The organism is Chromobacterium sp. Ag138 (assembly GCF_055181315.1).
In genome coordinates, this window is record NZ_JBUPWA010000001.1 from 2,869,792 (window position 1) to 2,894,260 (window position 24,469).

26 protein-coding genes are annotated in these 24,469 nt (G+C 67.3%); 16 read left to right on the forward strand and 10 right to left on the reverse strand.

Annotation, left to right across the window (positions count from 1 at the left end; all coding sequences use genetic code 11):
• The 3 genes from ACY3GB_RS13235 to ACY3GB_RS13245 form a co-directional block, all read left to right on the forward strand.
• A partial coding sequence (locus tag ACY3GB_RS13235) for a DUF3857 domain-containing transglutaminase family protein (RefSeq protein ID WP_463089145.1) occupies positions 1-1,952 on the forward strand: 1,952 nt, incomplete at its 5' end.
• Positions 1,953-2,143: 191 nt separating this feature from the next.
• On the forward strand, positions 2,144-2,704 hold the full coding sequence (locus tag ACY3GB_RS13240; RefSeq protein WP_463089146.1) for a PAS domain-containing protein: 561 nt from the start codon (positions 2,144-2,146) through the stop codon (positions 2,702-2,704).
• Positions 2,701-4,119 (forward strand): methyl-accepting chemotaxis protein, encoded by a 1,419-nt coding sequence (locus tag ACY3GB_RS13245; RefSeq protein ID WP_463089147.1) that lies wholly within the window; start codon positions 2,701-2,703, stop codon positions 4,117-4,119. Before ACY3GB_RS13240 ends, ACY3GB_RS13245 begins: the two co-directional genes overlap by 4 nt.
• Before the next feature lie 71 nt (positions 4,120-4,190).
• On the opposite strand, the gene ACY3GB_RS13250 is transcribed toward ACY3GB_RS13245, so the two are convergent.
• Both ACY3GB_RS13250 and adh read right to left on the reverse strand, forming a co-directional pair.
• Entirely contained in the window at positions 4,191-4,844 is a 654-nt protein-coding gene (locus tag ACY3GB_RS13250; RefSeq protein WP_463089148.1) for a class I SAM-dependent methyltransferase, read from the reverse strand.
• Between the two features lie 284 nt (positions 4,845-5,128).
• Entirely contained in the window at positions 5,129-6,631 is a 1,503-nt protein-coding gene (gene adh, locus ACY3GB_RS13255) for an aldehyde dehydrogenase (protein WP_463089149.1), read from the reverse strand.
• A gap of 265 nt (positions 6,632-6,896) precedes the next feature.
• On the opposite strand from adh, the gene ACY3GB_RS13260 reads away from it, so the two are divergent.
• On the forward strand, positions 6,897-8,738 hold the full coding sequence (locus ACY3GB_RS13260) for a sigma-54-dependent Fis family transcriptional regulator (RefSeq protein ID WP_463089150.1): 1,842 nt from the start codon (positions 6,897-6,899) through the stop codon (positions 8,736-8,738).
• Between the two features lie 39 nt (positions 8,739-8,777).
• On the opposite strand, the gene ACY3GB_RS13265 is transcribed toward ACY3GB_RS13260, so the two are convergent.
• The 3 genes from ACY3GB_RS13265 to ACY3GB_RS13275 form a co-directional block, all read right to left on the reverse strand.
• Entirely contained in the window at positions 8,778-9,836 is a 1,059-nt protein-coding gene (locus ACY3GB_RS13265) for a bifunctional transcriptional activator/DNA repair enzyme AdaA (RefSeq protein WP_463089151.1), read from the reverse strand.
• Positions 9,823-10,596 (reverse strand): isocitrate lyase/PEP mutase family protein, encoded by a 774-nt coding sequence (locus ACY3GB_RS13270; protein WP_463089152.1) that lies wholly within the window; start codon positions 10,594-10,596, stop codon positions 9,823-9,825. Before ACY3GB_RS13270 ends, ACY3GB_RS13265 begins: the two co-directional genes overlap by 14 nt.
• A gap of 233 nt (positions 10,597-10,829) precedes the next feature.
• Positions 10,830-11,534 (reverse strand): pseudouridine synthase, encoded by a 705-nt coding sequence (locus ACY3GB_RS13275; protein WP_463089153.1) that lies wholly within the window; start codon positions 11,532-11,534, stop codon positions 10,830-10,832.
• A gap of 99 nt (positions 11,535-11,633) precedes the next feature.
• Between ACY3GB_RS13275 and ACY3GB_RS13280 the strand changes: the two genes are divergently transcribed.
• Positions 11,634-12,617, forward strand: coding sequence for an FUSC family protein (locus tag ACY3GB_RS13280; protein ID WP_463089154.1), 984 nt, complete (start codon positions 11,634-11,636; stop codon positions 12,615-12,617).
• A gap of 23 nt (positions 12,618-12,640) precedes the next feature.
• Here ACY3GB_RS13280 and ACY3GB_RS13285 read toward each other — a convergent pair whose 3' ends face one another.
• Positions 12,641-13,531: a GGDEF domain-containing protein gene (locus tag ACY3GB_RS13285; protein WP_463089155.1), complete on the reverse strand. Its 891-nt coding sequence runs from the start codon at positions 13,529-13,531 to the stop codon at positions 12,641-12,643.
• A 113-nt stretch (positions 13,532-13,644) separates the two neighbouring features.
• Between ACY3GB_RS13285 and ACY3GB_RS13290 the strand changes: the two genes are divergently transcribed.
• Positions 13,645-14,214, forward strand: a complete 570-nt coding sequence (locus ACY3GB_RS13290; RefSeq protein WP_463089156.1) for a TetR/AcrR family transcriptional regulator — start codon at positions 13,645-13,647, stop codon at positions 14,212-14,214.
• On the opposite strand, the gene ACY3GB_RS13295 is transcribed toward ACY3GB_RS13290, so the two are convergent.
• A complete protein-coding gene (locus tag ACY3GB_RS13295) occupies positions 14,202-14,993 on the reverse strand; it encodes a substrate-binding periplasmic protein (RefSeq protein ID WP_463089157.1) in 792 nt (263 codons plus the stop codon). The two genes, ACY3GB_RS13290 and ACY3GB_RS13295, sit on opposite strands and share 13 nt — an antisense overlap.
• Positions 14,994-15,127: 134 nt before the next feature.
• Positions 15,128-16,546, reverse strand: coding sequence for a DEAD/DEAH box helicase (locus tag ACY3GB_RS13300; RefSeq protein ID WP_463089158.1), 1,419 nt, complete (start codon positions 16,544-16,546; stop codon positions 15,128-15,130).
• Positions 16,547-16,781: 235 nt separating this feature from the next.
• On the opposite strand from ACY3GB_RS13300, the gene ACY3GB_RS13305 reads away from it, so the two are divergent.
• Complete coding sequence (locus ACY3GB_RS13305; RefSeq protein WP_463089159.1) at positions 16,782-17,456, forward strand: MliC family protein; 675 nt, start codon at positions 16,782-16,784, stop codon at positions 17,454-17,456.
• 74 nt (positions 17,457-17,530) lie between these two features.
• On the forward strand, positions 17,531-18,067 hold the full coding sequence (locus tag ACY3GB_RS13310) for a YaeQ family protein (protein ID WP_021475672.1): 537 nt from the start codon (positions 17,531-17,533) through the stop codon (positions 18,065-18,067).
• On the opposite strand, the gene ACY3GB_RS13315 is transcribed toward ACY3GB_RS13310, so the two are convergent.
• Positions 18,031-18,267, reverse strand: a complete 237-nt coding sequence (locus ACY3GB_RS13315) for a hypothetical protein (protein ID WP_463089160.1) — start codon at positions 18,265-18,267, stop codon at positions 18,031-18,033. The genes ACY3GB_RS13310 and ACY3GB_RS13315 overlap by 37 nt on opposite strands.
• A gap of 149 nt (positions 18,268-18,416) precedes the next feature.
• Here ACY3GB_RS13315 and ACY3GB_RS13320 point away from each other — a divergent pair, with 149 nt between their 5' ends.
• The 8 genes from ACY3GB_RS13320 (at position 18,417) to ACY3GB_RS13355 (ending at position 24,327) form a co-directional block, all read left to right on the forward strand.
• Positions 18,417-18,947: an N-acetyltransferase family protein gene (locus ACY3GB_RS13320; RefSeq protein WP_463089161.1), complete on the forward strand. Its 531-nt coding sequence runs from the start codon at positions 18,417-18,419 to the stop codon at positions 18,945-18,947.
• 43 nt (positions 18,948-18,990) lie between these two features.
• Entirely contained in the window at positions 18,991-19,488 is a 498-nt protein-coding gene (locus ACY3GB_RS13325; protein ID WP_221667717.1) for a YgjP-like metallopeptidase domain-containing protein, read from the forward strand.
• A 107-nt stretch (positions 19,489-19,595) separates the two neighbouring features.
• Positions 19,596-20,186: an alpha/beta hydrolase gene (locus tag ACY3GB_RS13330; protein WP_463089162.1), complete on the forward strand. Its 591-nt coding sequence runs from the start codon at positions 19,596-19,598 to the stop codon at positions 20,184-20,186.
• Positions 20,187-20,225: 39 nt separating this feature from the next.
• Positions 20,226-21,173, forward strand: coding sequence for a substrate-binding domain-containing protein (locus tag ACY3GB_RS13335; protein ID WP_463089163.1), 948 nt, complete (start codon positions 20,226-20,228; stop codon positions 21,171-21,173).
• A 78-nt stretch (positions 21,174-21,251) separates the two neighbouring features.
• Positions 21,252-21,794, forward strand: a complete 543-nt coding sequence (locus tag ACY3GB_RS13340) for a DUF2059 domain-containing protein (protein WP_463089164.1) — start codon at positions 21,252-21,254, stop codon at positions 21,792-21,794.
• Positions 21,795-21,967: 173 nt separating this feature from the next.
• Entirely contained in the window at positions 21,968-22,795 is an 828-nt protein-coding gene (locus ACY3GB_RS13345) for a substrate-binding periplasmic protein (RefSeq protein ID WP_463089165.1), read from the forward strand.
• 53 nt (positions 22,796-22,848) lie between these two features.
• The gene (locus tag ACY3GB_RS13350; protein ID WP_463089166.1) at positions 22,849-23,736 is read left to right on the forward strand and encodes an NYN domain-containing protein; all 888 of its coding nucleotides are present in this window, start codon (positions 22,849-22,851) and stop codon (positions 23,734-23,736) included.
• A gap of 66 nt (positions 23,737-23,802) precedes the next feature.
• Positions 23,803-24,327 carry an N-acetyltransferase family protein gene (locus ACY3GB_RS13355; RefSeq protein WP_463089167.1) on the forward strand — a complete coding sequence of 175 codons (525 nt, stop codon included), beginning with the start codon at positions 23,803-23,805 and terminating at the stop codon, positions 24,325-24,327.
• On the opposite strand, the gene ACY3GB_RS13360 is transcribed toward ACY3GB_RS13355, so the two are convergent.
• Positions 24,287-24,469: hypothetical protein (locus tag ACY3GB_RS13360; RefSeq protein WP_463089168.1), on the reverse strand; the 183-nt coding region annotated here is incomplete at its 5' end. The two genes, ACY3GB_RS13355 and ACY3GB_RS13360, sit on opposite strands and share 41 nt — an antisense overlap.

A 24,469-nucleotide genomic window follows, 5' to 3' on the forward strand; every position in this document is an offset into this window, starting at 1 on the left:
CCTCTGGCCCCCGCCCCGGTTGCATGGCAATATCGTCCGCGCAGCCATCCATTCATCCCGCCGCGCCCGCCGCGGCGACAGCAACGGTCTCCATCAAGATGTCGCTCCGCTTTCCACGACTCGCCCTGGCCGCCGCGCTCGCCTGCGCCGGCCAGACCGCCCACGCCGCCCTGCAACCCGCCGCCGACGCGCCGCTGGCGCGCCGCTCCAGCACCGTCTGCCATCACCTCGCCGACAACGGCCTGGACTGCACCACGGAAAACCAGTTCACGATCCTGAAGCCGGCCGGCAAGGACCTGCTGTCGCGCATCGACTTCACCTATTCCGACACCGACAGCCTGGAAGTGCTGGACGGCGAAGTGCGCCAGCCGAACGGACGCGTGGTCAAGCTGGACAAGTCGCAAGTGGAAACCCGCGCCGCGCCGAATCCCTACGCCGGCGTCAGCCGCGACAAGCAGACCTGGATCGCCTTCCCCGAGCTGGCGGTGGGCAGCGTGGTCAGCTACCGCGTCAAGCGCCACATGGCCTCGCCGCCGCTGAGCCGCGAGCTGCTGTACCGGCTGGACTTCGACGCCGAGCCCACCCGCAACGACAGCTTCCGCTTCGAACTGGACTCGCCGCGCCCGCTGCTGTGGCGCGGCGAGAAGATGGACGACTTCAAGATCGACGCCAGCGCCGACGGCAAACGCATCGTCGTCGAGCAAAAAGCGCCCCGCTATTTGAACTTCACCAATGAATGGGACAACAGCGCGCTGCGCAGCTGGCCGCGGCTGAGCATCGCCACCAGCGACTCGCCGCAAAGCCATTTCGGCGTCTATGCCGGGCGCTACAACCAGATCTTGTCGGCGCCGCTGCCGCCGGCCGCCGCCGCCGAAGTGGAAGCGCAGCGCGGTAAGCCCGCCGCCGAGCAGGTGGCCGCCTTCATGCAGCACATCAACGGCCATTACCGCTATCTGAACGACCAACGGCTGGCCGAGCGCGGCCTGGTGCCGTTCACGCTGGCCGAGATCGAACAGCACGGCTACGGCGATTGCAAAGACCTGGCCACGCTGCTGACCGCGATGCTGCGCGCGTCCGGCATCGCCGCCGAGCCCACGCTGGTATTCCGCGGCAACGACGCGCAGCGTCCGCTGCTGCCCGGCCTGGGCACCGTCAACCACATGATCGTCCGCGCCGTGGTGAACGGCAAAACCGAGTGGCTGGACCCGACCAACCCCTTCTTCGTCCCCGACCGCATCATGCCTGACCTGCAGGACCGGGCCAGCTATCGCATCGGCGGCGATGGCCAGGTGCGCGAGGAAGCGATCCCGATGCAGGCGGCGACGCTGACCAGCCGCAGCGAGCGCGTGGAAACCCTGCGCCGCGACGGCAGCGCCGCCATCGCCATTCGCGGCGAAGTCTCCGGCTGGCCGCTGGTGCAGCTGGCGATGCAGGACCGCTTCCAGGGACCGGCCAGCTCCGACCAGAGCCTGTGCCGCGCGGTCAACAAGCAGCCGCGGGAATGCAAGGTGGACCGCCCCGCCACCGGCTTTCTGCAGCCGGCGCGCTACGCGGCGCGGATAGACAGCGTCGACCAGCGCGCGGTGGAGAAGATTTCCGGGCTTTATCTGTACGACCCCGGCCTGGAGCATGACTGGGACGGTTTCGCCAGCTATCTGGCCAACGGCAACCAGGCCGACGTCTACCTAGGCGACGCCGAAACCACCGAACGCGCGGTGACGCTGCGCGGCGCCCGCGCCATCCAGCCGCCGTTCAGCTGCGAGGCCCGCTCGCGCTGGTACGACCTGTCGCTGGAGCAGCGGAAAACGCCGGACGGCATCCGCTACCAGTACCGGCAGACCCGCAAGGTGCGCTGGCTGAGCCATGACGAGATCGCCAGCCCCGAATTCATCCGCTTCAACGAAGCGGCGCGCGCCTGCGCGATTCAGGCGCGGCAGATCATCAAGCTCTGAGCAAAAATGCAATCCGCACAAAGGACGGCCCCGGCCGTCCTTTTTCATGCCGTTTTAACAAGCGATTCCTTTAAAAACCGCCGCGAAAATTCAATAGCGATCACATGCAAGCCTTGCTGCATGATGCGCATAGCATGACAATGATGGATTGGCAGCCATACTAAGATAGCAAGGTCATAGAGAAGCAAACCATGAAACAGACCTCAACAGGCCATCGCGGCGGCCGCGAAGTACAGCTGGCGCCGCACGAACTGATCGTCACCAAGACCGATCCCACCGGCCACATCACTTACGCCAACCGCGTGTTCATGCGCATCGCCGGCTATGCCGAGCACCAGCTGCTGGGCAAGCCGCACAATCTGATCCGCCACCCGGACATGCCGCGCGGCGCCTACCGGCTGATGTGGCAGACGCTGCAGGCCGGGCATGAATTCTTCGCGCTGGTGAAGAACGCCACCCTGGACGGCGATTACTACTGGGTGCTGGCCAACGTCACTCCGGACTACGACCTCAAAGGCAAGCTGCAAGGTTATTACTCGGTGCGCCGTCCACCCAGCCGCGCCGCCATCGCCGCCATCGAACCGATCTACGCCGAGATGCGCAAGATCGAAGCCGCGCATGGCAAGGCCGCCGCGCCGGACGCTTCGCGCGACTGGCTGCTGGCACTGCTGGAAGAAAAAGGCTGCAGCTACCAGGACTTCATTCTGGGGCTGAACGCCGACGTGCTGAAAGCCAGAGGAGCCGCCGCATGAGTTCTTTGCGCAAAACCACTCCCTTCCTGCGCTCGCACCTGGCCTGGGCCCTGGGCGCCTTCAATCTGCTGGTGCTGCTATCCATCCTGGACGAATACCTGCTGCCGCCGATGGCGCAAGCCCTGATCAGCATTCTGCTGATGGCCGCCACCCTGGCCCTGTCCTGGTGGCTATGGCGGCAAGGCAGCCGCCTCTTCCTGCTGCTCAACACCCTGACCCGCCAACTGGGCCTGGCCTGCAGCGGCGAATTGCACCACCGCAGCATCCAAACCCGGCAGATGGGCGAGGTCGGCCAGGTGGCCTGGCAGCTGAACGACTTCCTCGACCTGGTGGAAACCTATTTCAAGGAAATCAACACCTGCTTCCAGGAAATCAGCCGGGGCAACTTCAGCCGCCGGCCCCTGAGCCAGGGCCTGCCCGGCATCCTGTCCAGCTCGCTGGAAAGCGTCAACGCCGCCATCCAGTCGATGGCCGACAACGACGGCTTCGTGCGCCGCAACCGGCTGTCGTCCCAACTGGCGGCGCTGAACAATCCCCATCTGCGCCAGGACCTGGCCGGCAGCCAGCGCGATCTGGCCGCCATCAGCCAGGCGATGGACCAGGTCGCCGGCATCACCCGCGACAACGCCGCCGGCGCGCGCGTCAGCCTGGACAGCGCCAACGAGCTGTCCGGCCACCTGGACACCATCGCCGGCAGCGTCACGAGCATGGACACCGCCAGCCAAATGCTGGCCCAGGAATGGCAGGGCATCGAGACCTCGCTGGCCGACATCTCCGCCATCGCCGACCAGACCAACCTCTTGGCGCTGAACGCGGCGATCGAGGCCGCGCGCGCCGGCGAGACCGGCCGCGGCTTCGCCGTGGTGGCCGACGAGGTGCGCAAGCTGGCCGAGCGCAGCAAGAGCACCGCCCACCAGGTGCAGGGGGTGCTGGAGTCGCTGTCCAGCCGCATCGGCGACATGCAGGCCCAGGCCAGCGCCGCCGGCGGCGTGGCCGGCGAGGTGCAGTCCTCGGTGGACTCGTTCCGCCAGCGTTTCTCCAGCCTGGCCGAGCAATCCGACCTAGTGCTGCGGCAGGTCAGCGCGGTGCAGCAGAAATCGCAAACCTCGCTGCAGAAAGTGGGCCATGTGATCTACAAGCAGAGCGCCTATCACTCGATCGAGGAAGCGCAGGAAGCGCCGCCGGCCCTGGAGCTGGAAACCTGGCTGGAAGGCGATGGGGCATCGCTGTTCGGCAGCGCCGCCCAGAACCTGCGCCCGCCGCTGCTGCAACTGCGCCAGCAGGTGGATGCCGCGCTGCGCGCCGCCAGCCAGAACGGCCAGCTGGACGAGGCCGCCATCGTCGCCAGCATGCGGGCGGTGGAACAGGCCAGCCAGAAACTGCAATCGGGCCTGGAGGACCTGGGCGGGCGATGAGCCGCCGCCATCGATAGCGACAGCCGGGCGACGCCCGGCTTTTTTCATGCCCGCGCGCCGCCAGCCAGGCCTCAGTGCCGGCTGGGCAAGCGGTAACGCAGCAGCCAGAAATGCTCGCGCCGCAACAGCGCCATCTCGACCGCGCCGTACGGCGCCAGCAAGATGCGGAACTCCGCCTCGGTCGGGAAATTCTTCAGCACCCGGCTCTCCCCGCCGTCGTGCCGCGGCCGGCGCTGGTAGCCGTTGCCGGCGCCGTCGTACTCCATCACCGGAAACTGCCCGCCCTGAATCTCGCTGTTGTCCAGCAGGATCACCGTCGCGCCGGGCGCCAGACAGCCGTGCAGGGCCGCCAGCGCCGCCTCGCGCCGCTGGCGCGGCAGATGGGAAAACCACAGGCCGGCGAAGGCCGCGTCGAACGGCTCCGCCGGTTTCGGCAGCGTTTCGATCTCCGCCGCCGCGAACGCCACCCCGTCCACGCCAGGCCGCTGCCCAGCCAAAGCCAGCGCGCCGGACGACGCGTCCAGCGCCAGATAGGCGCGCGCGGCCGGCGCCAGATACTGCGTCCAGTAGCCGCTGCCGCAGGCCAGCTCCAGCACCCTGCGGCCGAAATACTGCTGCGGCAGCCAGCGCCGCAGCCAGCCCAGGTCCAGCGCCCGCTCCGGCTGCTCGTAAACCGTATCGTAGAACGCCACGCGCTCCGCGTAGCCGTCGTCATCCCTGTTCATTTCCGTCCTATTCGCCACCTGACACTCAATCAGCATATCACGGCCTGAGAATGCTATTTAACCAACATCATTACGTAAATAATAAATGTATTTCATTATAAAATTAATATTTGAATACAGACTCTAGCCGTAATCCATAATTTACCCTACCAAATGCCGTCTCAAAATCAGGTCGTTGATCCTGACCTTTCACCTACTTGGCCAGCTTTTCCAAAAAAACGCCCCGCCGGCGAAAACAGGCGGGGCGGAAGCAATCCCATTCGATATCGCGGCGGACGCCGCGCTCAGAAGAAGCCCAGCTTGTCCTCGCCGTAGCTGACCAGCAGGTTCTTGGTCTGCTGGTAGTGCTCCAGCATCATCTTGTGCGTCTCGCGGCCGATGCCGGACTGCTTGTAGCCGCCGAAAGCGGCGTGCGCAGGGTAGGCGTGATAGCAGTTGGTCCACACCCGGCCAGCCTCGATGTGGCGGCCCATGAAGAAGGCCGTGTTCATGTCGCGCGTCCACACGCCGGCGCCCAGGCCGTACAAGGTGTCGTTGGCGATCGCCAGCGCCTCGTCGCGATCTTTGAACGTGGTCACCGATACCACCGGGCCGAAAATCTCTTCCTGGAAGATGCGCATCTTGTTGTGGCCGTGGAACACGGTGGGCTGGATGTAGAAGCCGCCGGCCAGATCGCCATCCAGTTGCGCGCGCGCGCCGCCGGCCAGCAGCTTGGCGCCTTCGTCGCGGCCGATGGCGAGGTAGCTCTGGATCTTGTCCATCTGCTCCTGCGACGCCTGCGCGCCTATCATCGTCGCCGGGTCCAGCGGATTGCCCTGCTGGATCGCCGCGACGCGGGCCAGCGCCTTTTCCATGAAGCGGTCGTAGATGGATTCGTGGATCAGCGCGCGGCTGGGGCAGGTGCACACCTCGCCCTGGTTCAGCGCGAACATCACGAAGCCCTCGATCGCCTTGTCGAGGAAGGCGTCGTCCTTCGCGGCGACGTCGCCGAAGAAGATGTTGGGCGACTTGCCGCCCAGCTCCAGCGTCACCGGGATCAGGTTCTGGCTGGCGTACTGCATGATCAGCCGGCCGGTGCCGGTCTCGCCGGTGAAGGCGATCTTGGCGATGCGCTTGGAGCTGGCCAGCGGCTTGCCGGCCTCGACGCCGAAGCCGTTGACCACGTTGAGCACGCCCGGCGGCAGCAGGTCGCCCACCAGCTCCATCAGCACCAGGATGGACAGCGGCGTCTGCTCGGCCGGCTTCAGCACCACGCAGTTGCCGGCGGCCAGCGCCGGCGCCAGCTTCCACGCCGCCATCAGGATGGGGAAGTTCCACGGGATGATCTGGCCGACCACGCCCAGCGGCTCGTGGAAATGGTAGGACACGGTGTTGGCGTCGATCTCGCCCAGACTGCCTTCCTGCGCCCGCACGCAGGAAGCGAAATACCGGAAGTGGTCGATCGCCAGCGGGATGTCGGCGGCGCGGGTCTCGCGGATGGGCTTGCCGTTGTCCCAGGTTTCCACCTCGGCCAGCAGGGCCAGGTTGGCCTCCATCCGGTCGGCGATCTTGTTCAGCACGATGGCGCGCTCGGTCACCGGCGTGTGGCCCCAGGCGTAGCGGGCGGCATGGGCGGCGTCCAGCGCCAGCTCCACGTCCTGCTCGTCCGAACGCGGAATCTCGCACAGCGGCTTGCCGGTGATGGGCGTCACGTTCTCGAAATAGCGGCCATTGACCGGCGGCACCCAGCGGCCGCCGATATAGTTGGCGTAACGAGATTTCAGTTCGAATCCTGGCTTGAGTTGCATGGCGGTCTCCTTGTGTGGTGGCTTCGACGAACCGCTTGTTGCGCAAGCCGCATGCCAGCCATTACCCATGCCGCAAGGCAGCATCGCGCCGCGCCTGACGAGCCGGCCCATCCGGCCCCGGCATGCGGCAACGCAACAAACAACTGGGAAATCAGCCGCTTGCCAGCGCGGCGAAAGCGGCCATAATCGGCTGCATTCCCCACCCGAACTGTCGCGCTTCGGCACAGCTGTCCCGCCGCCGCGCGACACCACGCCGGAGCCGCGCATGACACCCACCGCCCGCCTGCCGCTGGACGAGATCCGCCGCCGCTTTTTCGCCGGCCAGCCGCTGCCCGGCCAGGCGCTGCCGCCGCCCATCCTGCACTCCTGGCAACGCTGCCAAGGCCTGGGCCTGTCCGCCTGCGGCCGCGGCGGCGAACGCCTGACCGACGGCGAATTGCGCGCGCTGCGCGACGCCAGCGCCGACTGGCTGGAGCCGGCGCGGCCGGCGCTGGCCGGACTGTACGAGCAGGTCACGGCTGGCGGCCTGGCGCTGGTGGTGGCCGACCGGCGGGGGCTGATACTGGATCAGGCCGGAGACATCGGCTTCCTCGACAAGGCAGAGCGGCTGGCGCTGACGCCGGGCATGGACTGGAGCGAGGCCGCGCGCGGCACCAACGCCATCGGCACCGCGCTGGCCGCCATCGACAGCGTGCTGGTGCGCGGCGCCGAGCATTACCTGGAGCGCAACCGCGCGCTCAGCTGCGCCGCCAGCCCGCTGCTCGGCCCGCAGGGCCAATTGCTGGGCGCGCTGGACATCAGCGGCCCGGGCCGCAAACTGGGCGACACGCAGCGGCTGGCGCTGCAGGCCGCCCGCGGCCAGATCGAGGCCCGCCTGCTGGAAGACGCCGCGCGCCACGGCTGGCTGCTCACGCTGCACGCCGATCCGCGCTGGCTGGACGGCCCCGCCGCCAGCCAGCTGGTATTCGACGGCGACGGCAGGCTGCTGGCCGCCAACCGCGCCGGCCTCGCATTCTGCGGGCTGGAGCCGGGCTGCTGGCAGCCGCGCCATTTCGCCGCGCTGTTCGGCCAGAGCCTGGAGCATTGGCAGCGCCGCCATGGCCAGGCGGTCGGCTTGCTGGAAGTCGACGCGCGGCGGCTGTCCGCCCGGCTGCGCCCGCCGCCATCCCGCTCACCCAAGCCCAGCGCGCCTGCGGCCGGCGTGCCGCGCGCGCCCGCCGCGCCGGCGCTGGATGGCTTGCCGGACGGCGTGTTCTCCACCGCGCTGAAATTGCTGGAAGCGGACATTCCAGTGCTGATCCTCGGCGAAACCGGTACCGGCAAGGACAGGCTGGCGCGCGCGCTGCACGCCGCCAGCAGCCGCCGCGGCGCGCCTTTCGCCGCGGTCAACTGCGCGGCGATACCCGAAGGGCTGATCGAGGCCGAGCTGTTCGGCTACCAGCCCGGCGCCTACACCGGTGCCAGCCGCCAGGGCAGCAAGGGCCGGCTGCGCGAGGCCGACGGCGGCGTGCTGTTTCTGGACGAGATCGGCGACATGCCGCTCAGCCTGCAGGCGCGGCTGCTCAGGGTGCTGCAGGAACGGGAAGTGACGCCGCTGGGCGGCGGGCCGGCGCGGCGGCTGGACGTGCGCCTGATCTGCGCCACCCACCGCGACCTGCGCGCGCGGGTGGACGACGGCGGCTTCCGCGCCGATCTCTACTACCGGCTGTGCCATTACCCGCTGAGCCTGCCGCCGCTGCGCGAGCGCGGCGACGCGGCGGCCATCGCCCAAGCCATGCTGGACGGCATGGGCGCCCCGCGGCGCGGCATTTCGCTGACTCCGGAACTGGCGCGGGCCATCCGCGGCTACCGCTGGCCGGGCAATCTGCGCGAGCTGTCCAATCTGCTGGCCACGCTGCTGGCGCTGGCCGACGACGGCGCCGCGCTGGGCGTCGGGCATCTGCCGGCGGTCCTGCGCGAAGACATGGCGGCGCAGGGGCACGCGGTGGAGGACAGCGCCATCGCCGATCTGCTGCGCCGCTGCGGCGGCAACGCCAGCGCGGCGGCGCGGGCGCTGGGCATCAGCCGATCGACGCTGTACCGGCGGCTGGGCAAGACTTCCAAATAAGCGCCGCCGCATCAACAATCGGCCCGAAAACAAGCTCGCTCAGCCGTGCCGCGAAGCGTGCTGCCGCTCATGCGCCAACAACCATTGCTTGCGGGCCAAGCCACCGCCATAGCCAGTCAGTGAGCCATCCTTTCCCAGTACCCGATGACATGGGACGACGATAGCCACGCGGTTGGCTCCATGGGCGCGCGCCACGGCCCGCACGGTCTCCGGCCTTCCGAGCTTCTCCGCCTGTTCAGCGTAATTCGCCGTTTCGCCATATGGAATGGCTTGCAGGGCCTGCCAAACTGACATTTGAAACTCGCTGCCAGGCGTATCAAGCGCCAGAGTGAACCGGAAACGCGTACCGGCGAAATACTCCGCCACTTGGCGCTCGGCCTGACGCGTGTGTTGATTTTCACCGGCAAGAATACGCGCCTGCAGGAGCCGTTGCAGATCGCTAAACTCGGTTTCCAGCATCTTGCGATCGACAAATTCCAACAGGCAAACGCCGCGCTCGCTAGCGCAGACGAACATTGGCCCCAAAGGCGTAGTGAAACGGTGAATGAGGATGATCTGAGCAGCAACAGTGGGCGCGCCCCCCGTCAATTTCTTACAGGTGTAGCCAAAGCCGCTGAGAGAGTCATAGCCACAGTCGAGCGCGGCATCCGTTGCGCAACGGCCGGCTCTCAGCTCCTCCAAAGCCATATTGATCCGCACCGACCGCTGGAAAGCATGAAAACTCATGCCATAGTGCTGCTGAAACCAGCGTCTGACCCGCTCCGGGCGGCAGCCAAGCAACCTGAGCCGGTCATCGCTCAGGCGCTCCTTCGGATATTGGCGTAGCCAGTTGATCGCCCCGGCAACATCAGGAGGCGCGGTATGGGCATTTTCAGTTGGTTTGCAGACTTTGCAGGGCCGGTAACCGGCATCAAGCGCGTCTTTCAAATCGGTGTAGAACACCACATTTTCCCGCTTAGGCTTGCGCGCTCGACAGGTGGCGATGCAAAACACGCCCGTGGTCTTCACACCCACGTAGAAAATACCGACATGATCCGCCGCGCGCTCCAGCAAAGCGCGATAGAACGCGTCAATCTGACGGGTGTCAGTGACCTGCATGGTCGAATACCGCCTGAAACGATTGTTCGCTCTTTACCTTCGCCAACAGCTGCTGCAGGGTCTGCAGCATGCGCCCATGCAAGAAATTGCCCATGCTGATGCGTTTGACTCCTAGCTTCGACAGCGACTGAAACGACGGCAAATCCGGCATGCACATCACGTTCAAGGGCAAAGGCACTCCTGCCGCGATAGCGGCGATCTCGCCCTCGTCCGTGACGCCGGGCACAAATAAGCCATCGGCGCCACTGGCGGCATAAAGCCCGCCGCGCGCAATGCTCGCGTGGCATGCGTTTGCCATTCCCAGAAGATAAGCATCGGTGCGCACATTCAAGAACATCTCAACGCCGCCCGCCAGCAAGCCGGACCGTATCTCGCGCAAGCATCGGGAGAATGCTTCAGCCTCAACCATCTCGCGGCGATCATTGCGCACCACGCTGTCTTCCAGATTGACCCCCGCCACGCCCAAATCCGCCAAGGCGCGCAAGTTCGCCACGATAGCCTCGGCGCTCTCCCCATAACCCGCCTCCAAATCAACGGTCAGCGGCAAGCTACTTGCGGACCGCAGGCGGGCGACGAGCGCAATAAGCTCGGCGAAGCCCATGGCCTCGCCATCGGGATAGCCCAACATATCCGAGATGGCTGCGCTGGAGGTGCCGATGGCGGCATAGCCTGCCGCCTCGGCCAGGCGCGCGCTGGCAGCGTCCCATACGTTGGCGAGCAGCAACGGTTCAACTTGACGATGCAGTTGGGCAAAATCCACGGAAGGCTCCTGTATTGAATGCAGGCGCCAGTATGTCCGCCGGGCTTCTCCCCCCACAACCGAAAACTGGACAAGTATTTTTGTTGGCCCGCGTTGCCAGCCATGGATTGAAACATGCGCGCAAGCGCTCGTGACCGCGCCAGAAATGTCCGGAGCCAGAACGCATGTGGCCTCGCATAAAAAACGGCGGGGATCGCCGATCCTCGCCGTTTCCGCAAGCGCCGCCGCCCGGCTCAAAAACCGAACGCGGCCTTTTCCTCCGCGCTCAGATGCCGCCACTCGCCCACCGGCAGCTCGCCCAGCGCGATCGCGCCCAGGCTTTCGCGGTGCAGCGCCTCGACGCGGTTGCTGGCCGCCGCCACCATGCGCTTCACCTGGTGGTACTTGCCCTCGGTGATGGTCAGCAGAATGGTGTGGGCGTCGATCTGTTCGACACTGTCGGCGGCGAACTCGCGCGCTTCGTCGTTCAGGTAGACGCCGCTCTGCAGCTTGGCGATCAGCTCCGGCGTCGCCCCGTGCTTCAACGTGGCGCGGTAGACCTTGGGCACCAGCTTCTTCGGCGAGGAGAGCGCGTGGATGAACTGGCCGTCGTTGGACAGCAGGATCAGCCCGGTGGTGTCCACGTCCAGGCGTCCCACCGCGCTGATGTCCAGATTGGAAAACTGGTCCGGCAGCAGCCGGTAGATGCTGGGGTGGCAGTTCGGCTTGTGCGAGGTTTCGTAATTGGCCGGCTTGTGCAGCAAGAGATACAGCGGTCCGCGCACCACCGGCCACGGCTCGTCGTCCACCGTCAGGCTGGCGATGTCGGCCAATTCGAACTGGGCGCGGTAGTTGTCCACCACCTCGCCGTTCACTTCCACCAGCCCGTATTCGATCAGCTGGCGGCATTCCTTGCGGCCGCCGAAGCCTTGTTGTTGCAACAGTCGATAGAGTTCCATGGCCGGATGGTAGCACGCGCGCCGCGCGCCTGCCCGGCTTGCCTGCGGCGGCGCATGACGCCATAGTCATCGGGAGCGGACTGAACGAAAGACCCCGGCATGCCCTACCCGAAATACGCGCTGCACAGCCTGGGCTGGATGCGCTACCAGCGGCGGCGCATTCTGCGCGCGGCGCTGTTCAGCGCCTTGCTGTTCGCGCCGGCCGCGGCGCTGACCCTGGCCGGCCACGGCGCCGGGGTGTTCCTGTTCGCGCTGGCCGCCAACTACAGCGCGCTGTGCATGATGCTGGCGCGCCGGCTGCAGCCGCTGTCGCTGCTGGCGATACCCGGGCTCTACCTCGCCGGCCGCCTGTGCGCCGGCCAGCCGGCGATCATGCTGGCCCTGCTGGCGGCGGGCCTGGCGCTGCAGGCGCTGAGCGCGCGCCGCGGCCTGCACAAGGGCATGCAGTTCTGGCTGTTCGCGCTGCTGTTGGGAAACATGACGCCGGCGGCGGCGATGCCGCCATGGCAGGAGGCCGCCTGGATGCTCGCCGGCGCCGGCTACGGCGGCGCGCTGGCCCGGTTGGGGCTGCGGGACTGGTTCCGCGTGCTGCCGGCTGCCTCGTCCGCCGACGCGCGGCGCTACGCCTGGCATCTGCTGCCCTGGGGCATCCTCGCCTGGCTGGCCGGCGGCTGGATGCGGAGCGCGCACGCGTGGTGGCTGCCGATCGCCGCGGTGGCCATCCCCGATCCGTCCCCGGACCAGATGCTGTGGCTGGCGCGCGAGCGGACGATAGGCACGCTGGCCGGCGCGCTGCTCAGCGGCCTGCTGTACTGGTCGCTGCGCGCGCTGGACGCGCCGCCCTTGTGGCACGTGCTGGCGCTGGCGCTGCTGCAGACGGCGATGCTGATCGCGATGCGGCACAGCTTCCGCGTCTTCGTCGCGCTGCTGACCGCGCTGGTGCTGTCGCTGCTGCCACCCGGCCAGCTGGCCAGCGGCGCGCTGGAGCGGGTGGAGGACACGCTGGTCGCCGCGCTGTTGTTCGCCGCGCTGGCGTGGTTCCTGCGGCAACGCGCGCCAGCCGTCCCAGACAACAGGGGCTGAAGCCGGCTCCCGCTTGCGCCGCGCTAGTCCCCCGCGTCCGAAGGCTGATCCTCGCCCCGCAAATTCCCGCGCGCGCGCTCCAGCGCCTGCTCCGGCGTCCGGTCGCCCGCCCCGGCCAGGCACAGGCCGGCCCGCAACCCGACATACGCGCCGTCGGGCAGGCCGGCTTCGATCAACCCGGCGTTCAGCCGCTCCCGGATCCGCGCCAGCACCACCTTCGCCTCGGCCTCTCCGGTTTCGGGCAGCAGCAGGCCGAACGCCTGCGGCGACAGTCGGCCGGCGACATCGCTTTCCCTGACCGCGGCGGCAATGGACTGGGCGGCGATGCGCATCAGCATCTGGCTCACCAGCTGGCCGTAGGATTTGCTCAGCCGGCACAGGTCGTCCACCTCCAGCAGCACCGCGGTCAGCGGCTTGCCTTGGCGCAAGGCCAGCTGCATGCATTTGGCGCCGACGTCGAAGAACATCTGGCGGTTGAACAGGCTGGAGGCCTCGTCCGACACCACGATGCGGTACAGGACCTCGCTGCGGATATGGCGCGCGGTGGTGTCCTGTTGCAGCGCGGCGAAATGGCTGAGCTCGCCGCTCTCATCGAACAGCGGCAGCAGATGCAAGCGGGCCCAGTACGGCGTGCCGGAGCGGTGGTAGTTGAGCAGCTCCACCGTGGTCTGCCTGCCGTCGCGCAGCGCGGTGCTCAGCTGCAGCAGCGCGGCGGGGTCGGTCAGCGGCCCCTGCAGCACCCGCGGTGAGCGCCCCAGCAGCTCGCTGGCGTCGTAGCCGCTCATCCGGCACATCGCCGGATTGACGTAGACGATGATGGGGCCAGGCGGCTGCAGCGGCGCCACCTCGGTCACCATCACCGCGTCATGGGAATGATCGACGATCTGGCGGAACAGATTGAGTTGGAATGGCATGGCGGCGGCCCGCGTCGATTGGCGTGTGCTTTATTGATAGCAGCGCCGGCCGGCTCCGGCATCGCGCCGGCTTGTTTATATTATGAGAATCATCTGAACTGCCGGGAGACGGCATGCGCTATCCGGATTCGCACAAGGCCCAGACCCGCCGGCGCATCGTGGCGATGGCCGCGCTGCGCTTTCGCGCCGAAGGACTGGCCGGCGTCGGCATCGCCAACCTGATGGCCGACCTGGGCCTGACCCACGGCGGCTTCTACGCCCACTTTTCCGGCAAGGACGAACTGGTGGCCGCCGCCTGCGGCGAAGCGCAAAAGCAGATGGCGGAACAATGGCGGCCGCTGCTGGAAAACACCGCGGACGGCGGATGCCTGGCCGCGCTGGCTGACCACTACCTGAGTCCCGCCCACCGCGACTTCCCCGACTCGGGCTGCGCGGCGGCGGCGCTGGCGGGCGAGATCGCGCGCCAGGACGCCGGCGTGCGCCGGGCGTTCGCCGCCGGCCTCGGCCCGCTGCTGGCGCAATTGGAAGACGCCAGGCGCCGGGACGGCGCGGGGCTGGCGCCCGAGGCCAGCCTGGCGATGATGGTGGGGGCGCTGCTACTGGCCCGGGCGGTGCCCGACGCCGGACTGTCGCAGCGGTTTCTGGACGAGGCGCGCGCCGCGCTGCGCGTTCAGGGCGAATAGGCGCGCGGCTGCAGGCAGGCTTCGCGGGTTTCCTGCAACAGGCGGTCGAAATCGCCGCTGTCCTGCAAGACCTTCAGCCCGCGGTTGAAGCGCTCCACCAGCTCCTTGCCCTGCGCATGCTTGCGCCAGATCACCACGTGCAGCGGCGCCGACCAGAACGAACGGTTCTGCGCCTCCAGCTGCGCGCCCTGCGCCGGCGGGAAATGATGGGCGATCAGGTAACGGCCCACTTCCAGATCGATGGGAAACAGATCGATGCGGCCGGCCAGCAGCTTGCGCAGGTTGACCAGGTCATCCGGCGCGCTGTCCACCGCCAAGATCCCGTTTTTCGCCTGGGCGTCGAAATCGTCGGAATAGTAGTTGCCGACGGTAATGCCGACGCGGGCGCCCTTGAGCTCGGCCCAGCGGCTCCAGTCCAGCTTGTGGCCCTTGCGCTGGTAGAACACCATGCGCGCCGACAACACCGGCAAGGTATACAGCAGGTCGCGCTTGCGCTCATCGGTCGGCGCCCAGCCGAAGCTGCCGTCCACCTGGCCGTTGCGGGCCGACTGCAGCGTGCGGTTGTTGGGGTAGTAGCGGAAGGCGACATCGACGCCGCCGCGGGCGAAGGCTTCCTTCACCAGCCGCGACAGAATGCCGTCGTAAGGCAGTTCCTGGCCCATGTACGGCGGCCATTCCTGATTGGATAGCGTGATTTTGAGGCGTTGGGCAGCCTCAACCGGAGCCGCCAGCAGCGCGGCCCAGCTCAGGATACCCAGCGCCAAGCCGTGGTATCGCATCGTTTTCCCGATCTTGCAAAATGCCCGGAGCCGTCCTTGTTTTATATGCTGCGGACAGTCTCCAGGCGAGCATAACCGTCAATGCGATATGCATCAATGCGAACCTTTTCGGTGCAATTCACACCGAGAGCGGTTTAGCGGCCTTTCGGCGGGCTGAACAACGCGGACTTGGCCGCCGCCGGCTTGGCGGCGCGACCGCCCTGGCCGGCGCCCTGGCCCTGGCGCGGGCCGCCGTTGCGGCCATGGCCGGCCGGCTTGCTTTCGGTCTGGTGGCGCGGCTTGGCCGGCGCGTTGCGCGGCTGGCCCTGCCCCTGGCCGTGGCGCTGGCCTTGCCCCTGGCCGCCGCGTCCCTGGCCTTGTCCGCGGCCGCGCGCGCCGCCGCCCATCGGAATCGGCTCCGGCTTGACATTGAGGTCGGCCTCGAAGCCCGGCACGGTGAAGCGCTCGATCGACATCTTGATCAGCTTTTCGATGTCGCGCAGGAAGCTGAACTCGTCGACGCACACCAGCGACAACGCTTCGCCCGGGCTGCCGGCGCGGCCAGTGCGGCCGATGCGGTGTACGTAGTCTTCCGGCACGTTGGGCAGCTCGAAGTTGACCACGTGCGGCAGCTGGTCGATGTCTAGACCGCGCGCGGCGATGTCGGTGGCGACAAGCACTTGCAGCTCGCCGCTCTTGAAGTCGGCCAGCGCGCGGGTGCGCGCGTTCTGGCTCTTGTTGCCGTGGATGGCCGCGGCCGGGATGCCGATCTTGTCCAGCTTCTCCGCCAGGCGGTTGGCGCCGTGCTTGGTGCGGGTGAACACCAGCACCTGGAACCAATTCTGCTCGCGGATGAGGTGGATCAACAGATCGGTCTTCTTGTCGCGGTCAACCAGGTGTACCTTCTGGGTCACCAGTTCGTTGGTGGTGTTGCGGCGCGCCACTTCCACCAGCTTGGGGTTGTCCAGCAGCTTGTCGGCCAGCGTCTTGATCTCGTCGGAGAAGGTGGCGGAGAACAACAGGTTCTGCCGCTTGGCCGGCAGCTTGGCCAGCACCTTCTTGATGTCGTGGATGAAGCCCATGTCCAGCATGCGGTCGGCTTCGTCCAGCACCAGGATCTCGACGCCGGACAGGTCGACGGTCTTCTGGCCGACGTGGTCCAGCAGGCGGCCCGGCGTCGCCACCAGGATGTCCACCGGCGCGCGCAGCGCCTTGATCTGCGGATTGATGTTGACGCCGCCGAACATCACCAGCGACTTCAACGGCAGGTATTTGCTGTAAGTGCGCACCGACTCTTCCACCTGGGCGGCCAGCTCGCGGGTAGGGGTCAGCACCAGCGCGCGCGGACGGCCGGCGTGGTGGCTGGGCGAGCGCATCAGCAGCTGCAGCAGCGGCAGCGTGAAGCCCGCGGTCTTGCCGGTGCCGGTCTGGGCCGCGGCCAGCAGGTCGCCGCCTTGCAGCACCTGCGGGATGGCCTGGGCCTGAATCGGGGTGGGCGTGGTATAACCGGTATCGGCGACAGCGCGCAGCAAAGGGTCGGCCAGGCCTAGGTCGGCGAAGGTAAGATCGGACATAATATGCTCCTGCGACGGCCTATCGCAGAACTGCGACCAATCCAGGCTGACGGGAAAAGAAGTTGAACTCGATGATGAGAAAGGCGCGCGGGACTGGTACTCGCGCGAAGCGTCGCAGTGTACAGCCAATCGCCGGCATTGGGAACTCGCCGCCGCGAATGGCCGCAGGAAGCCGATGACGCCGCCGCGGACGGCAAACCGGCTCGCTATAATACGCCGTACTCAAGGATAGATTATGCCCGTAGTCCCATCTCGGCTGATAGGCTTGTTTTTGCTGCTGCCCACGCTGGCCCTGGCCGCCAAGAACGGCCATGCGCGCGCCGGCGGCGAAGGCATGCCGCCGCCGCCGGCCGCCGCTCCCGTGCTGCCCCCGGTGGCCACCGACTTCCACTGCGACCAACCCGCCAATATGGTGGAAAGCATGGTCTGCCAGGACGATGGCCTGACCCGGCTGGACAACCGGCTGGAGAAGGTTTACGCCCAGGCCCTGAGCCAGGCCGAGCAAAGCCGCAGCGGCGCGCAGGCCAAGCTGATCGCCGAGCAGAAGCGCTGGGTGAAAAGCCTGAAGGACTGCATGAAGGACGAGGATCCCCACATGTGCCTGGGCGACACCTACATCCTGCGCATCACCCAGCTGCAAGCCACCTGGAACCTGGCCCAATCGCTGACGCCGCTGCGCTACCTGTGCCGCGGCCAGCCCGGCGCCACCATCCTCGCCACTTTCTACCGCACCCACCCCGCCACCGCCAAGCTGGAGCGCGGCAACGCGCTGGTGATCGTCCACCAGGGCCTGAGCGGCAGCGGCTCGCGCTATCAGGGCCAGGGCGTCGAGTTCTGGATCAAGGGCCGCGACGCCAGCGTCAACTGGCGCGGCGAGTCGCTGGAATGCACCAGTCAGCCCTCGCCTTGACGCCGGCCGGCGGTTAGAATCGGACGCCCTGCCGCAATGTCGCGCCGGGCGAACCCGATTCAGCGAAGATTCCCATGGCCCTGACCGCCACCATATACAAAGCCACCCTGACGCTGTCCGACATGGACCGCGGCTATTACGCCACCCACCCGCTGACGCTGGCCCAGCATCCGTCCGAAACGCTGGAACGGATGATGCTGCGCATCGCCGCCTTCGCGCTCAACGCCAGCGAAACGCTGGCCTTCACCCGCGGCCTGTGCGCCGACGACGAGCCGGAGCTGTGGCAGAAGAATTACGCCGACGAGATCGAGCTGTGGGTGGACCTGGGCGAACCGGACGAGAAGCGGCTGAAGAAAGCCTGCTCCCGCTCCGAGCGCGTGGTGCTGTACAGCTACGGCGGCCGCGCCAGCGAAGTGTGGTGGGGCCAGAACGAGGGCAAGCTCGCTCGCCTGGACAAGCTGGAAGTGTTCCGCATCGACTTCGACGCGCTGCAATCGCTGGCCGCGCTCGCCACGCGCAGCATGCAGTTGACCGCCACCATCCAGGACGGCCAGCTGTGGCTGAGCTGCGGCGATCAGACCATCCTGCTGGAGCCGATGCGGCTGAAGTGACGCGCCAGCCAAACGCCCAGCCGCCGCAGCAGACTGGAACGGGCGGGCTGGCCATGGCGGCCGGCCCTCATGCCCGCCAGCAGCCGGCGCTGGCGCAGCGTCTGTCCGCCCTCCTTTCTCGCGGGCAGGCGGCTGAGGATCGCGACGCCGGATGCTTCTCGGCAGCTGCGGCGCAGCGCGGTTCTGACAGGTATGGCCATCAACGTTTCTCCATGCGGCGGAATCACTCGCCCATGCTAGGCGGCCGCAGCTCAACTTCCGGCAAAAATCGCCCGCCTCCGCATAAACAAAACCTAAATTTCCATCCTGCGCTATGCTGTTCCACGTGAAACCCGCCAAGGAACAGCCGATGCTCGCCCTCCGCCCGGCCCATGCCGAAGACGCGCCCGCCATCGCCGCCCTGCACGCCGCTAGCTGGCGCGCGAGCTATCGCGGCATCCTGCCGGACGACTATCTGGACCAGCGCGCCGCTGACGAAAGGCTGGCCTTATGGCGCGGTCGCTTCGACGCGGCATTCCCGCCCTGGGTGCGGCTAGCCTGCTGGGACGGCGAGCCGGTCGGCTTCGTCTGCCTGCTGCCGGAAGAAGCGCCCGAGCTGGGCGTCTACCTGGACAATCTGCATGTGCTGCCCGGCCAGCAAGGACGCGGCATCGGCCGCGCGCTGATGGCCGCCGCCGCGGCCGAGGCCTCGCGGATCGCGCCCGGCCGCCCGCTCTATCTATGGGTGTACGAGCGCAATGCCGACGCCTGCGCCGTCTACGGCAAGCTGGGCGGCGAAGTGATGGAGCGCCGCGAGGTGGACACCCCGGCCGGCACCCGCGCCGCGGCGTTGCGCTACAGCTGGGCCGATCCCGCGCGCCTGATCGCCGGCAAGGCTTGAGCGGCGGCAACACGCATCGCCGCCGCGGCCTTACAATACCCGCATGCCCACTCTCAAATATCTGCCGCATTACCCGCCGGCCCTGGTGCAACAGGCGCAGGCGCTGTTCGATTCCGGCGAGCTCGGTGCCCTGCTGCGCAGCAAGTATCCGGACGACCACGACGTGCAGACCGACAAGGCGCTTTACCAGTTCGTCTCCGCGCTGAAGCAGCGCCACCTGAAAAACGCGCCGCTGCCGGCCAAGGTGCTGTACGACAACCAGCAGCATCCGCTCAAGGGCACGCTGGGCACCAATACCACCATCTCCCGGGTGCAGGGCGGGCGCTTGAAGAGCAAGAGCGAGATCCGCATCGCGTCGCTGTTCCGCGAACTGCCGCTGCCCTTCCTGCAGATGATCGTCGTGCACGAGCTCGCCCACCTGAAAGTGCGCGATCACGACAAGGCCTTCTACCAGCTGTGCTGCCACATGCAGCCCGACTACCACCAGTTGGAGTTCGATCTGCGGCTGTGGCTGAACTGGCGCGAGCAGCGGCGGGATTGAGCGGCCGCGCCATTTATGGCGCAAGGGAATAACAAAACAATTCCTTATTATTTTTCAACCTATTCCGGCCGCGCTACAGTCAGACCATCGTCTCCCGCGAGTCCGACATGTTCGCCACCCTGCAACCATTCGACCTGATCATCCAGCCCGGCTGGAACAATTCCGGGCCGCGCCACTGGCAAAGCCACTGGCAACGGCGGCTGGGCGCCCGGCGCGTCGACAACGCCGACTGGGCCCATCCCCTGCTGGACGACTGGCTGGACGGCCTGGACGCGGCGCTGGACCGCTGCGTCAAGCCGGCGCTGGTGATCGCCCACAGCCTGGGTTGCATCGCGGTCGCCCACTACGCGCGCCAGCGCCCGGAGCGCATCGCCGGCGCGCTGCTGGTGGCGCCGGCCGACGTCGAGCGCGCCTTCGTGCCCGCCGAGCTGATGAATTTCGCCCCGGTGCCGCGCCAAGCGCTGCCCTTCCCGGCCAAGATCGTCGCCAGCAGCAACGACCCCTTCTGCAAGACCGCCCGCGCCGCGCGGCTGGCCGGCTACTGGCAGGCGCCGATCACCTGGCTGCAGCACGCCGGCCACATCAATGTCGACTCCGGGCACCAGCAATGGGAAGAAGGCTGGCCGCTGCTGCGCCAGCTGGCCTGGCGCGCGCAGCGCCATCTTGAGTCCAGGACAGTCGCAACTGCGATCGGATGAGCTAGACTGATACGAGTCAGACTCCATGCCCATCCCGCCATGCCCGCCTCGCGCATTTCGTTTCTCAGCCTCGCCCTGCTCGCCAGCTCCGCTCCCGCCGCCGCCGCGAGCCTGTCCCGCATCGGCATTTCGGTCGGCGCGCTGGACAACCCCTTCTACCAGGCGCTGGCGCGCGGCGCGGTACAGACTGCCCACCGGCTCAATCCGGCGGTGCACATCAGCTCGCAGTCGGCCAATTTCACGCTGGGACAGCAGCAGGAACAGCTGCGCCAGCTGATCGCGCAGAAAGTGGATTTGATCCTGCTGGGCGCGGTGGACAGCAGGGCGGTGGCGCCGCTGGTGAGCCAGGCTCGCGCCGCCGGCATCACCGTGGTGGCGGTGGACGTGGACGCCCCCGACGTCGACGGCACGGTCAAGTCCGACAACCGCCAGGCCGGCGAGCTCGTCTGCCGCTACCTGGCCCAGCGACTGCACGGCCGCGGCACGCTGATGATCCAGGGCGGCCCGCCGGTCACCTCGGTCAGCGACCGCATCGCCGGCTGCCACGCCGCGCTGGCCGCCTTCCCCCGCATCCGCGCGGTCGACGACGGCGCCAACCCCCAGGGCTCCAGCCTGGGCGGCCAGCGCGCGATGCAGCAATCGCTGCAGCGCTGGCCCGATCTGGCCGCGGTGTTCACCATCAACGACCGCCAGGCGCTGGGCGTGGAGAAGGCCTTGAGCGCCGCCGGGCGCAAGCAGGTGCTGATCGGCTCGGTGGACGGCTCGCCCGACATCGAGCGCGCGCTGCGGCTGCCCGGCCAGATCGTCGTCTCCGCCAGCCAGTCGCCGTACCTGCTGGGCGGCGAGGCGGTGAAGCTGGGCGTCAAGCTGCGCCGCGGCGACACCTCCGTCCGCCACGTGATGGTGCCGGTGGGGCTGGTCACCCGCGACAACCTTTCCCGCTACCAGGGCTGGCAGGCGGCGATGCCGGCCGCCGGCCAGCCCTGACCGCATGGGCTTTGACCTGGACACCGGCCGGTGTCACACTGCCGGCTCGACATCCATTACCAGATCAAAGGATTTGCCATGTTTGCTTCCCGCTCGATCAAGGCCGGCATCGCCGCCCTGCTGCTGACCATGCCGCTGCTGGCTCACGCCGACGCCGCCCAGGAAGCCGGAGCCAAGGAACTGGCCGCCACCCTGAATCTAGACAATATGCTGCCGGAGCTGGCGCAACGCACCTCCGCCAGCGCGCTGCCGCTGCTGCAGGAATACTTCGTCAAGAACAAGATCAAGCTGACCGAAGCCCAGCAGAAGAAAGCGCAAGCCGGCCTGAAGGGCTACGGCGACGGCATCCAGAAACTGGCCGCCGACTACTTCGGCTCCGCCGCGGTCAAGAGCCAGTTCGAGCAGACCGTGGTGAAGAACTTCAGCGCCCAGTTCACCGCTGACGACCTGAAGCAGATCAACGCCTTCTACAAGACGCCGGCCGGCCAGAAGATGCTGAAGCAGCAGCCGCAAATCATCAACGGCATCGCCGGCGAAACGCTGAAGTCGGCCGAAAAGGCGCTGCTGCCCAAGATGCAGGCCTCCGCCGAAGCCTACGGCAAAACCATCGCCAAGAAGTAATCGGCCCCTCGGACTGAGCCGGCGCGCGCGCTCCTGCGCCGCGCCGGCTTCGCCCCGCCATACCCCGCTCGCCTCCTCCCCTCGTCTCATTGCATTGCCCTCCGCCGCCTTCGCCAACGCCAAAGCCGCGCCACCGGCCACGCGCTATAACGATGGTATTCGTCTCTCGGAGCATGACCGCGATGCGCCAGTCCATCGCCCGCCTACTGTTGTCGATGCTGTGGTCCTTCAGCTGCGCGGCGGCGCCGCTGACCGTGACCATCCTGACCGACAACGGCTATCCGCCTTACTCGTATGAAACGGCCGGCCAGGCGCGGGGCATCTACAACGACATCCTGCGCGCGGCCTCCAGCCGCCTGCGCGGCTACCGGATAGAGCTGCATCCGGTGCCGTGGAAGCGCGGGCTGGCGGAACTGGAGGCCGGCCGCGCGCTGGCGCTGTCCCCGCCCTACTACCGGCCCGGCGAACGCCCCTTCATGCGCCCCTACTCGCTGCCCATGCTGCGCGAAAAAGTCGTGGTCTATTGCCGCCTCCCGGTAATGGCGCAGCCGCGCCCGGCCTGGCCAAACGACTATCTGGGCCTGCGTTTCGGCAACAACGCCGGCTTCCGGCTCGGCGGCAACGCCTTCTGGGCGCTGGTAGACCTGGGACGGATCTCGATGGAGGAAGCGCCGGACGTCCGCACCAATCTGCTGAAGCTGATCCGCGGCCACCTGGACTGCTACCAGAACGACAAGCTGGCGATAGACATGGAACTGGCGAAACTGCAGCGCCAGGGCCTGTACCGCGACGGCCAGCTGGCCGAGGCGGCGACGGTATCGGAGGAGCAGGGTTATGTCGGCTTCACCGACCGCGACGACGGCCGCTTCCCGTACAAGCAGGACTTCATCCGCGAACTGAACCAGGCGCTGGCCGGCATGAAGCGGGACGGCACCGTCGACCGCATCGTCGGACGCGCGCTGGACGCCGCGCGCGGCCAAGCGGCGTCGGCCAGTTTTTGACAGCCGGGAAAGCCCCGGCATAGCATGTGCTGTCGCCCTACCCGAAAGACTCAATGGAAAACCGCAAACTGGCGGTGCTGATAGACGCCGACAACGCCCAATCCTCGCTGATCGCCGAACTGCTGGCCGAGGTGGCCAAGTACGGAACGGCCGTCGTCAAGCGCGCCTACGGCGATTGGACCACCACCCAGCTCAAGGGCTGGAAGGAAGTGCTGCACCAGTACGCGATCTCGCCGATACAGCAGTTCGCCTACACCAAGGGCAAGAACTCCACCGACTCGGCGCTGATCATCGACGCGATGGATCTGCTCTACACCGGCAATTTCGACGGCTTTTGCCTGGTGTCCTCCGACAGCGACTTCACCCGCTTGGCCACCCGGCTGCGCGAAGGCGGCCTGACCGTGATCGGCCTGGGCGAACAGTCGAAGACGCCGCGCCCCTTCATCGCCGCCTGCGACAAATTCGTGTTCACCGAGATTCTGCGCCCGGCGCCGCCGGCCAAGCCGAAACCAGAGACGGCGGCGACTGCTGACAAGCCCAAGGCCCGCAACAGCCGCTCGCGCGCCAAGGCCGCGCCACACAGGGAAAAACACCCGCTGCAGGACATGTTCACCTCGGCGATAGAGGCGGTGGCGCGCGACAGCGGCTGGGCCGAACTGTCCGCCGTCGGCTCCTACCTCGCCAAAAACGATCCCTCGTTCGACCCGCGCAACTGGGGCCATGGCCGCCTGTCGCAGATGGTGAAGAAATTGGATTTCCTGACGGTGCAGGAGAGCCGGAACGGCTCCAAGCTGCACAGCGAGATCCGGCTGCGCCACGATGGCGAGCCCGCCGTCGCCGAGCCCGCGGCGCCCGTCGAGACCCCGCCGGCGTCCGAGGAGAGCGCCGCGCCGCCGCGCAAGAAGCGCAGCCCGCGCAAGAAAATCGCTCCCGCGGGTTGAATACTGGTACGTTAATTGCAAAGGCCTTGGCTCAAGGCCCCGAACGACCTCAAGCAAGGACAGAACATGCAGATTCGTGAAGCCACTCTTGAAGACCTGGCCGCGATACTCGACATCTACAACGAAGTGATCGCCACCACCACCGCCGTCTACAACGACGATCCGCTGACGCCGGGGGAGTTCGCCGTCTGGTTCCAGGACCGCGCCGCCGCCGGCTACCCGGTGCTGCTGGCGGAGGACGAGAACGGCCGCGCGCTAGGCTTTTCCAGCTTCGGCGATTTCCGCGCCCGCCCCGGCTATCGCTTCACCGTCGAACACAGCGTGCACCTGACCGCGGACGCACGCGGCCAGGGCATCGGCACCGCGCTGGTGCAGGCCTTGCTCCCCTATGCCCAGGCGCTGGGCAAGCACACCATGCTGGGCGCCGTCGACGCCGACAACGAGGGATCGATCCGCTTCCACGAAAAACTGGGCTTCGTCCAGGTGGGCCGGCTGCCGCAAGTCGGCTTCAAGTTCGGCCGCTGGCTGGATCTGGTCTACCTGCAGCGCTTCATCGACGAAGCCAGCAGCGGCCCGGCGCCGGACGCCTGATCTCCGCCTCGTCCTGGTACAAGACCCGGCCGCCCAGGCGGCGGCTGATCCTGGCCGCCAGCCATGCGGCCAGCGCCACCGGCGGCAGCATCGCGTAGGCGCCGGTCAGCTCCATCAGCATCAGCGCCGCCAGCACCGGCGC

Coding starts and splice junctions, on each gene's coding strand:
- ACY3GB_RS13315 (WP_463089160.1), bottom strand. CDS start 18,267: ATGGCCATACCTGTCAGAACCGCGCTGCGCCGCAGCTGCCGAGAAGCA.
- ACY3GB_RS13305 (WP_463089159.1), top strand. CDS start 16,782: ATGCCCGTAGTCCCATCTCGGCTGATAGGCTTGTTTTTGCTGCTGCCC.
- ACY3GB_RS13275 (WP_463089153.1), bottom strand. CDS start 11,534: ATGGAACTCTATCGACTGTTGCAACAACAAGGCTTCGGCGGCCGCAAG.
- ACY3GB_RS13250 (WP_463089148.1), bottom strand. CDS start 4,844: ATGAACAGGGATGACGACGGCTACGCGGAGCGCGTGGCGTTCTACGAT.
- ACY3GB_RS13300 (WP_463089158.1), bottom strand. CDS start 16,546: ATGTCCGATCTTACCTTCGCCGACCTAGGCCTGGCCGACCCTTTGCTG.
- ACY3GB_RS13290 (WP_463089156.1), top strand. CDS start 13,645: ATGCGCTATCCGGATTCGCACAAGGCCCAGACCCGCCGGCGCATCGTG.
- ACY3GB_RS13330 (WP_463089162.1), top strand. CDS start 19,596: ATGTTCGCCACCCTGCAACCATTCGACCTGATCATCCAGCCCGGCTGG.
- ACY3GB_RS13285 (WP_463089155.1), bottom strand. CDS start 13,531: ATGCCATTCCAACTCAATCTGTTCCGCCAGATCGTCGATCATTCCCAT.
- ACY3GB_RS13240 (WP_463089146.1), top strand. CDS start 2,144: ATGAAACAGACCTCAACAGGCCATCGCGGCGGCCGCGAAGTACAGCTG.
- ACY3GB_RS13265 (WP_463089151.1), bottom strand. CDS start 9,836: ATGCAGGTCACTGACACCCGTCAGATTGACGCGTTCTATCGCGCTTTG.
- ACY3GB_RS13345 (WP_463089165.1), top strand. CDS start 21,968: ATGACCGCGATGCGCCAGTCCATCGCCCGCCTACTGTTGTCGATGCTG.
- ACY3GB_RS13295 (WP_463089157.1), bottom strand. CDS start 14,993: ATGCGATACCACGGCTTGGCGCTGGGTATCCTGAGCTGGGCCGCGCTG.
- ACY3GB_RS13245 (WP_463089147.1), top strand. CDS start 2,701: ATGAGTTCTTTGCGCAAAACCACTCCCTTCCTGCGCTCGCACCTGGCC.
- ACY3GB_RS13320 (WP_463089161.1), top strand. CDS start 18,417: ATGCTCGCCCTCCGCCCGGCCCATGCCGAAGACGCGCCCGCCATCGCC.
- ACY3GB_RS13310 (WP_021475672.1), top strand. CDS start 17,531: ATGGCCCTGACCGCCACCATATACAAAGCCACCCTGACGCTGTCCGAC.
- ACY3GB_RS13350 (WP_463089166.1), top strand. CDS start 22,849: ATGGAAAACCGCAAACTGGCGGTGCTGATAGACGCCGACAACGCCCAA.
- ACY3GB_RS13280 (WP_463089154.1), top strand. CDS start 11,634: ATGCCCTACCCGAAATACGCGCTGCACAGCCTGGGCTGGATGCGCTAC.
- ACY3GB_RS13355 (WP_463089167.1), top strand. CDS start 23,803: ATGCAGATTCGTGAAGCCACTCTTGAAGACCTGGCCGCGATACTCGAC.
- ACY3GB_RS13340 (WP_463089164.1), top strand. CDS start 21,252: ATGTTTGCTTCCCGCTCGATCAAGGCCGGCATCGCCGCCCTGCTGCTG.
- ACY3GB_RS13325 (WP_221667717.1), top strand. CDS start 18,991: ATGCCCACTCTCAAATATCTGCCGCATTACCCGCCGGCCCTGGTGCAA.
- adh (WP_463089149.1), bottom strand. CDS start 6,631: ATGCAACTCAAGCCAGGATTCGAACTGAAATCTCGTTACGCCAACTAT.
- ACY3GB_RS13335 (WP_463089163.1), top strand. CDS start 20,226: ATGCCCGCCTCGCGCATTTCGTTTCTCAGCCTCGCCCTGCTCGCCAGC.
- ACY3GB_RS13260 (WP_463089150.1), top strand. CDS start 6,897: ATGACACCCACCGCCCGCCTGCCGCTGGACGAGATCCGCCGCCGCTTT.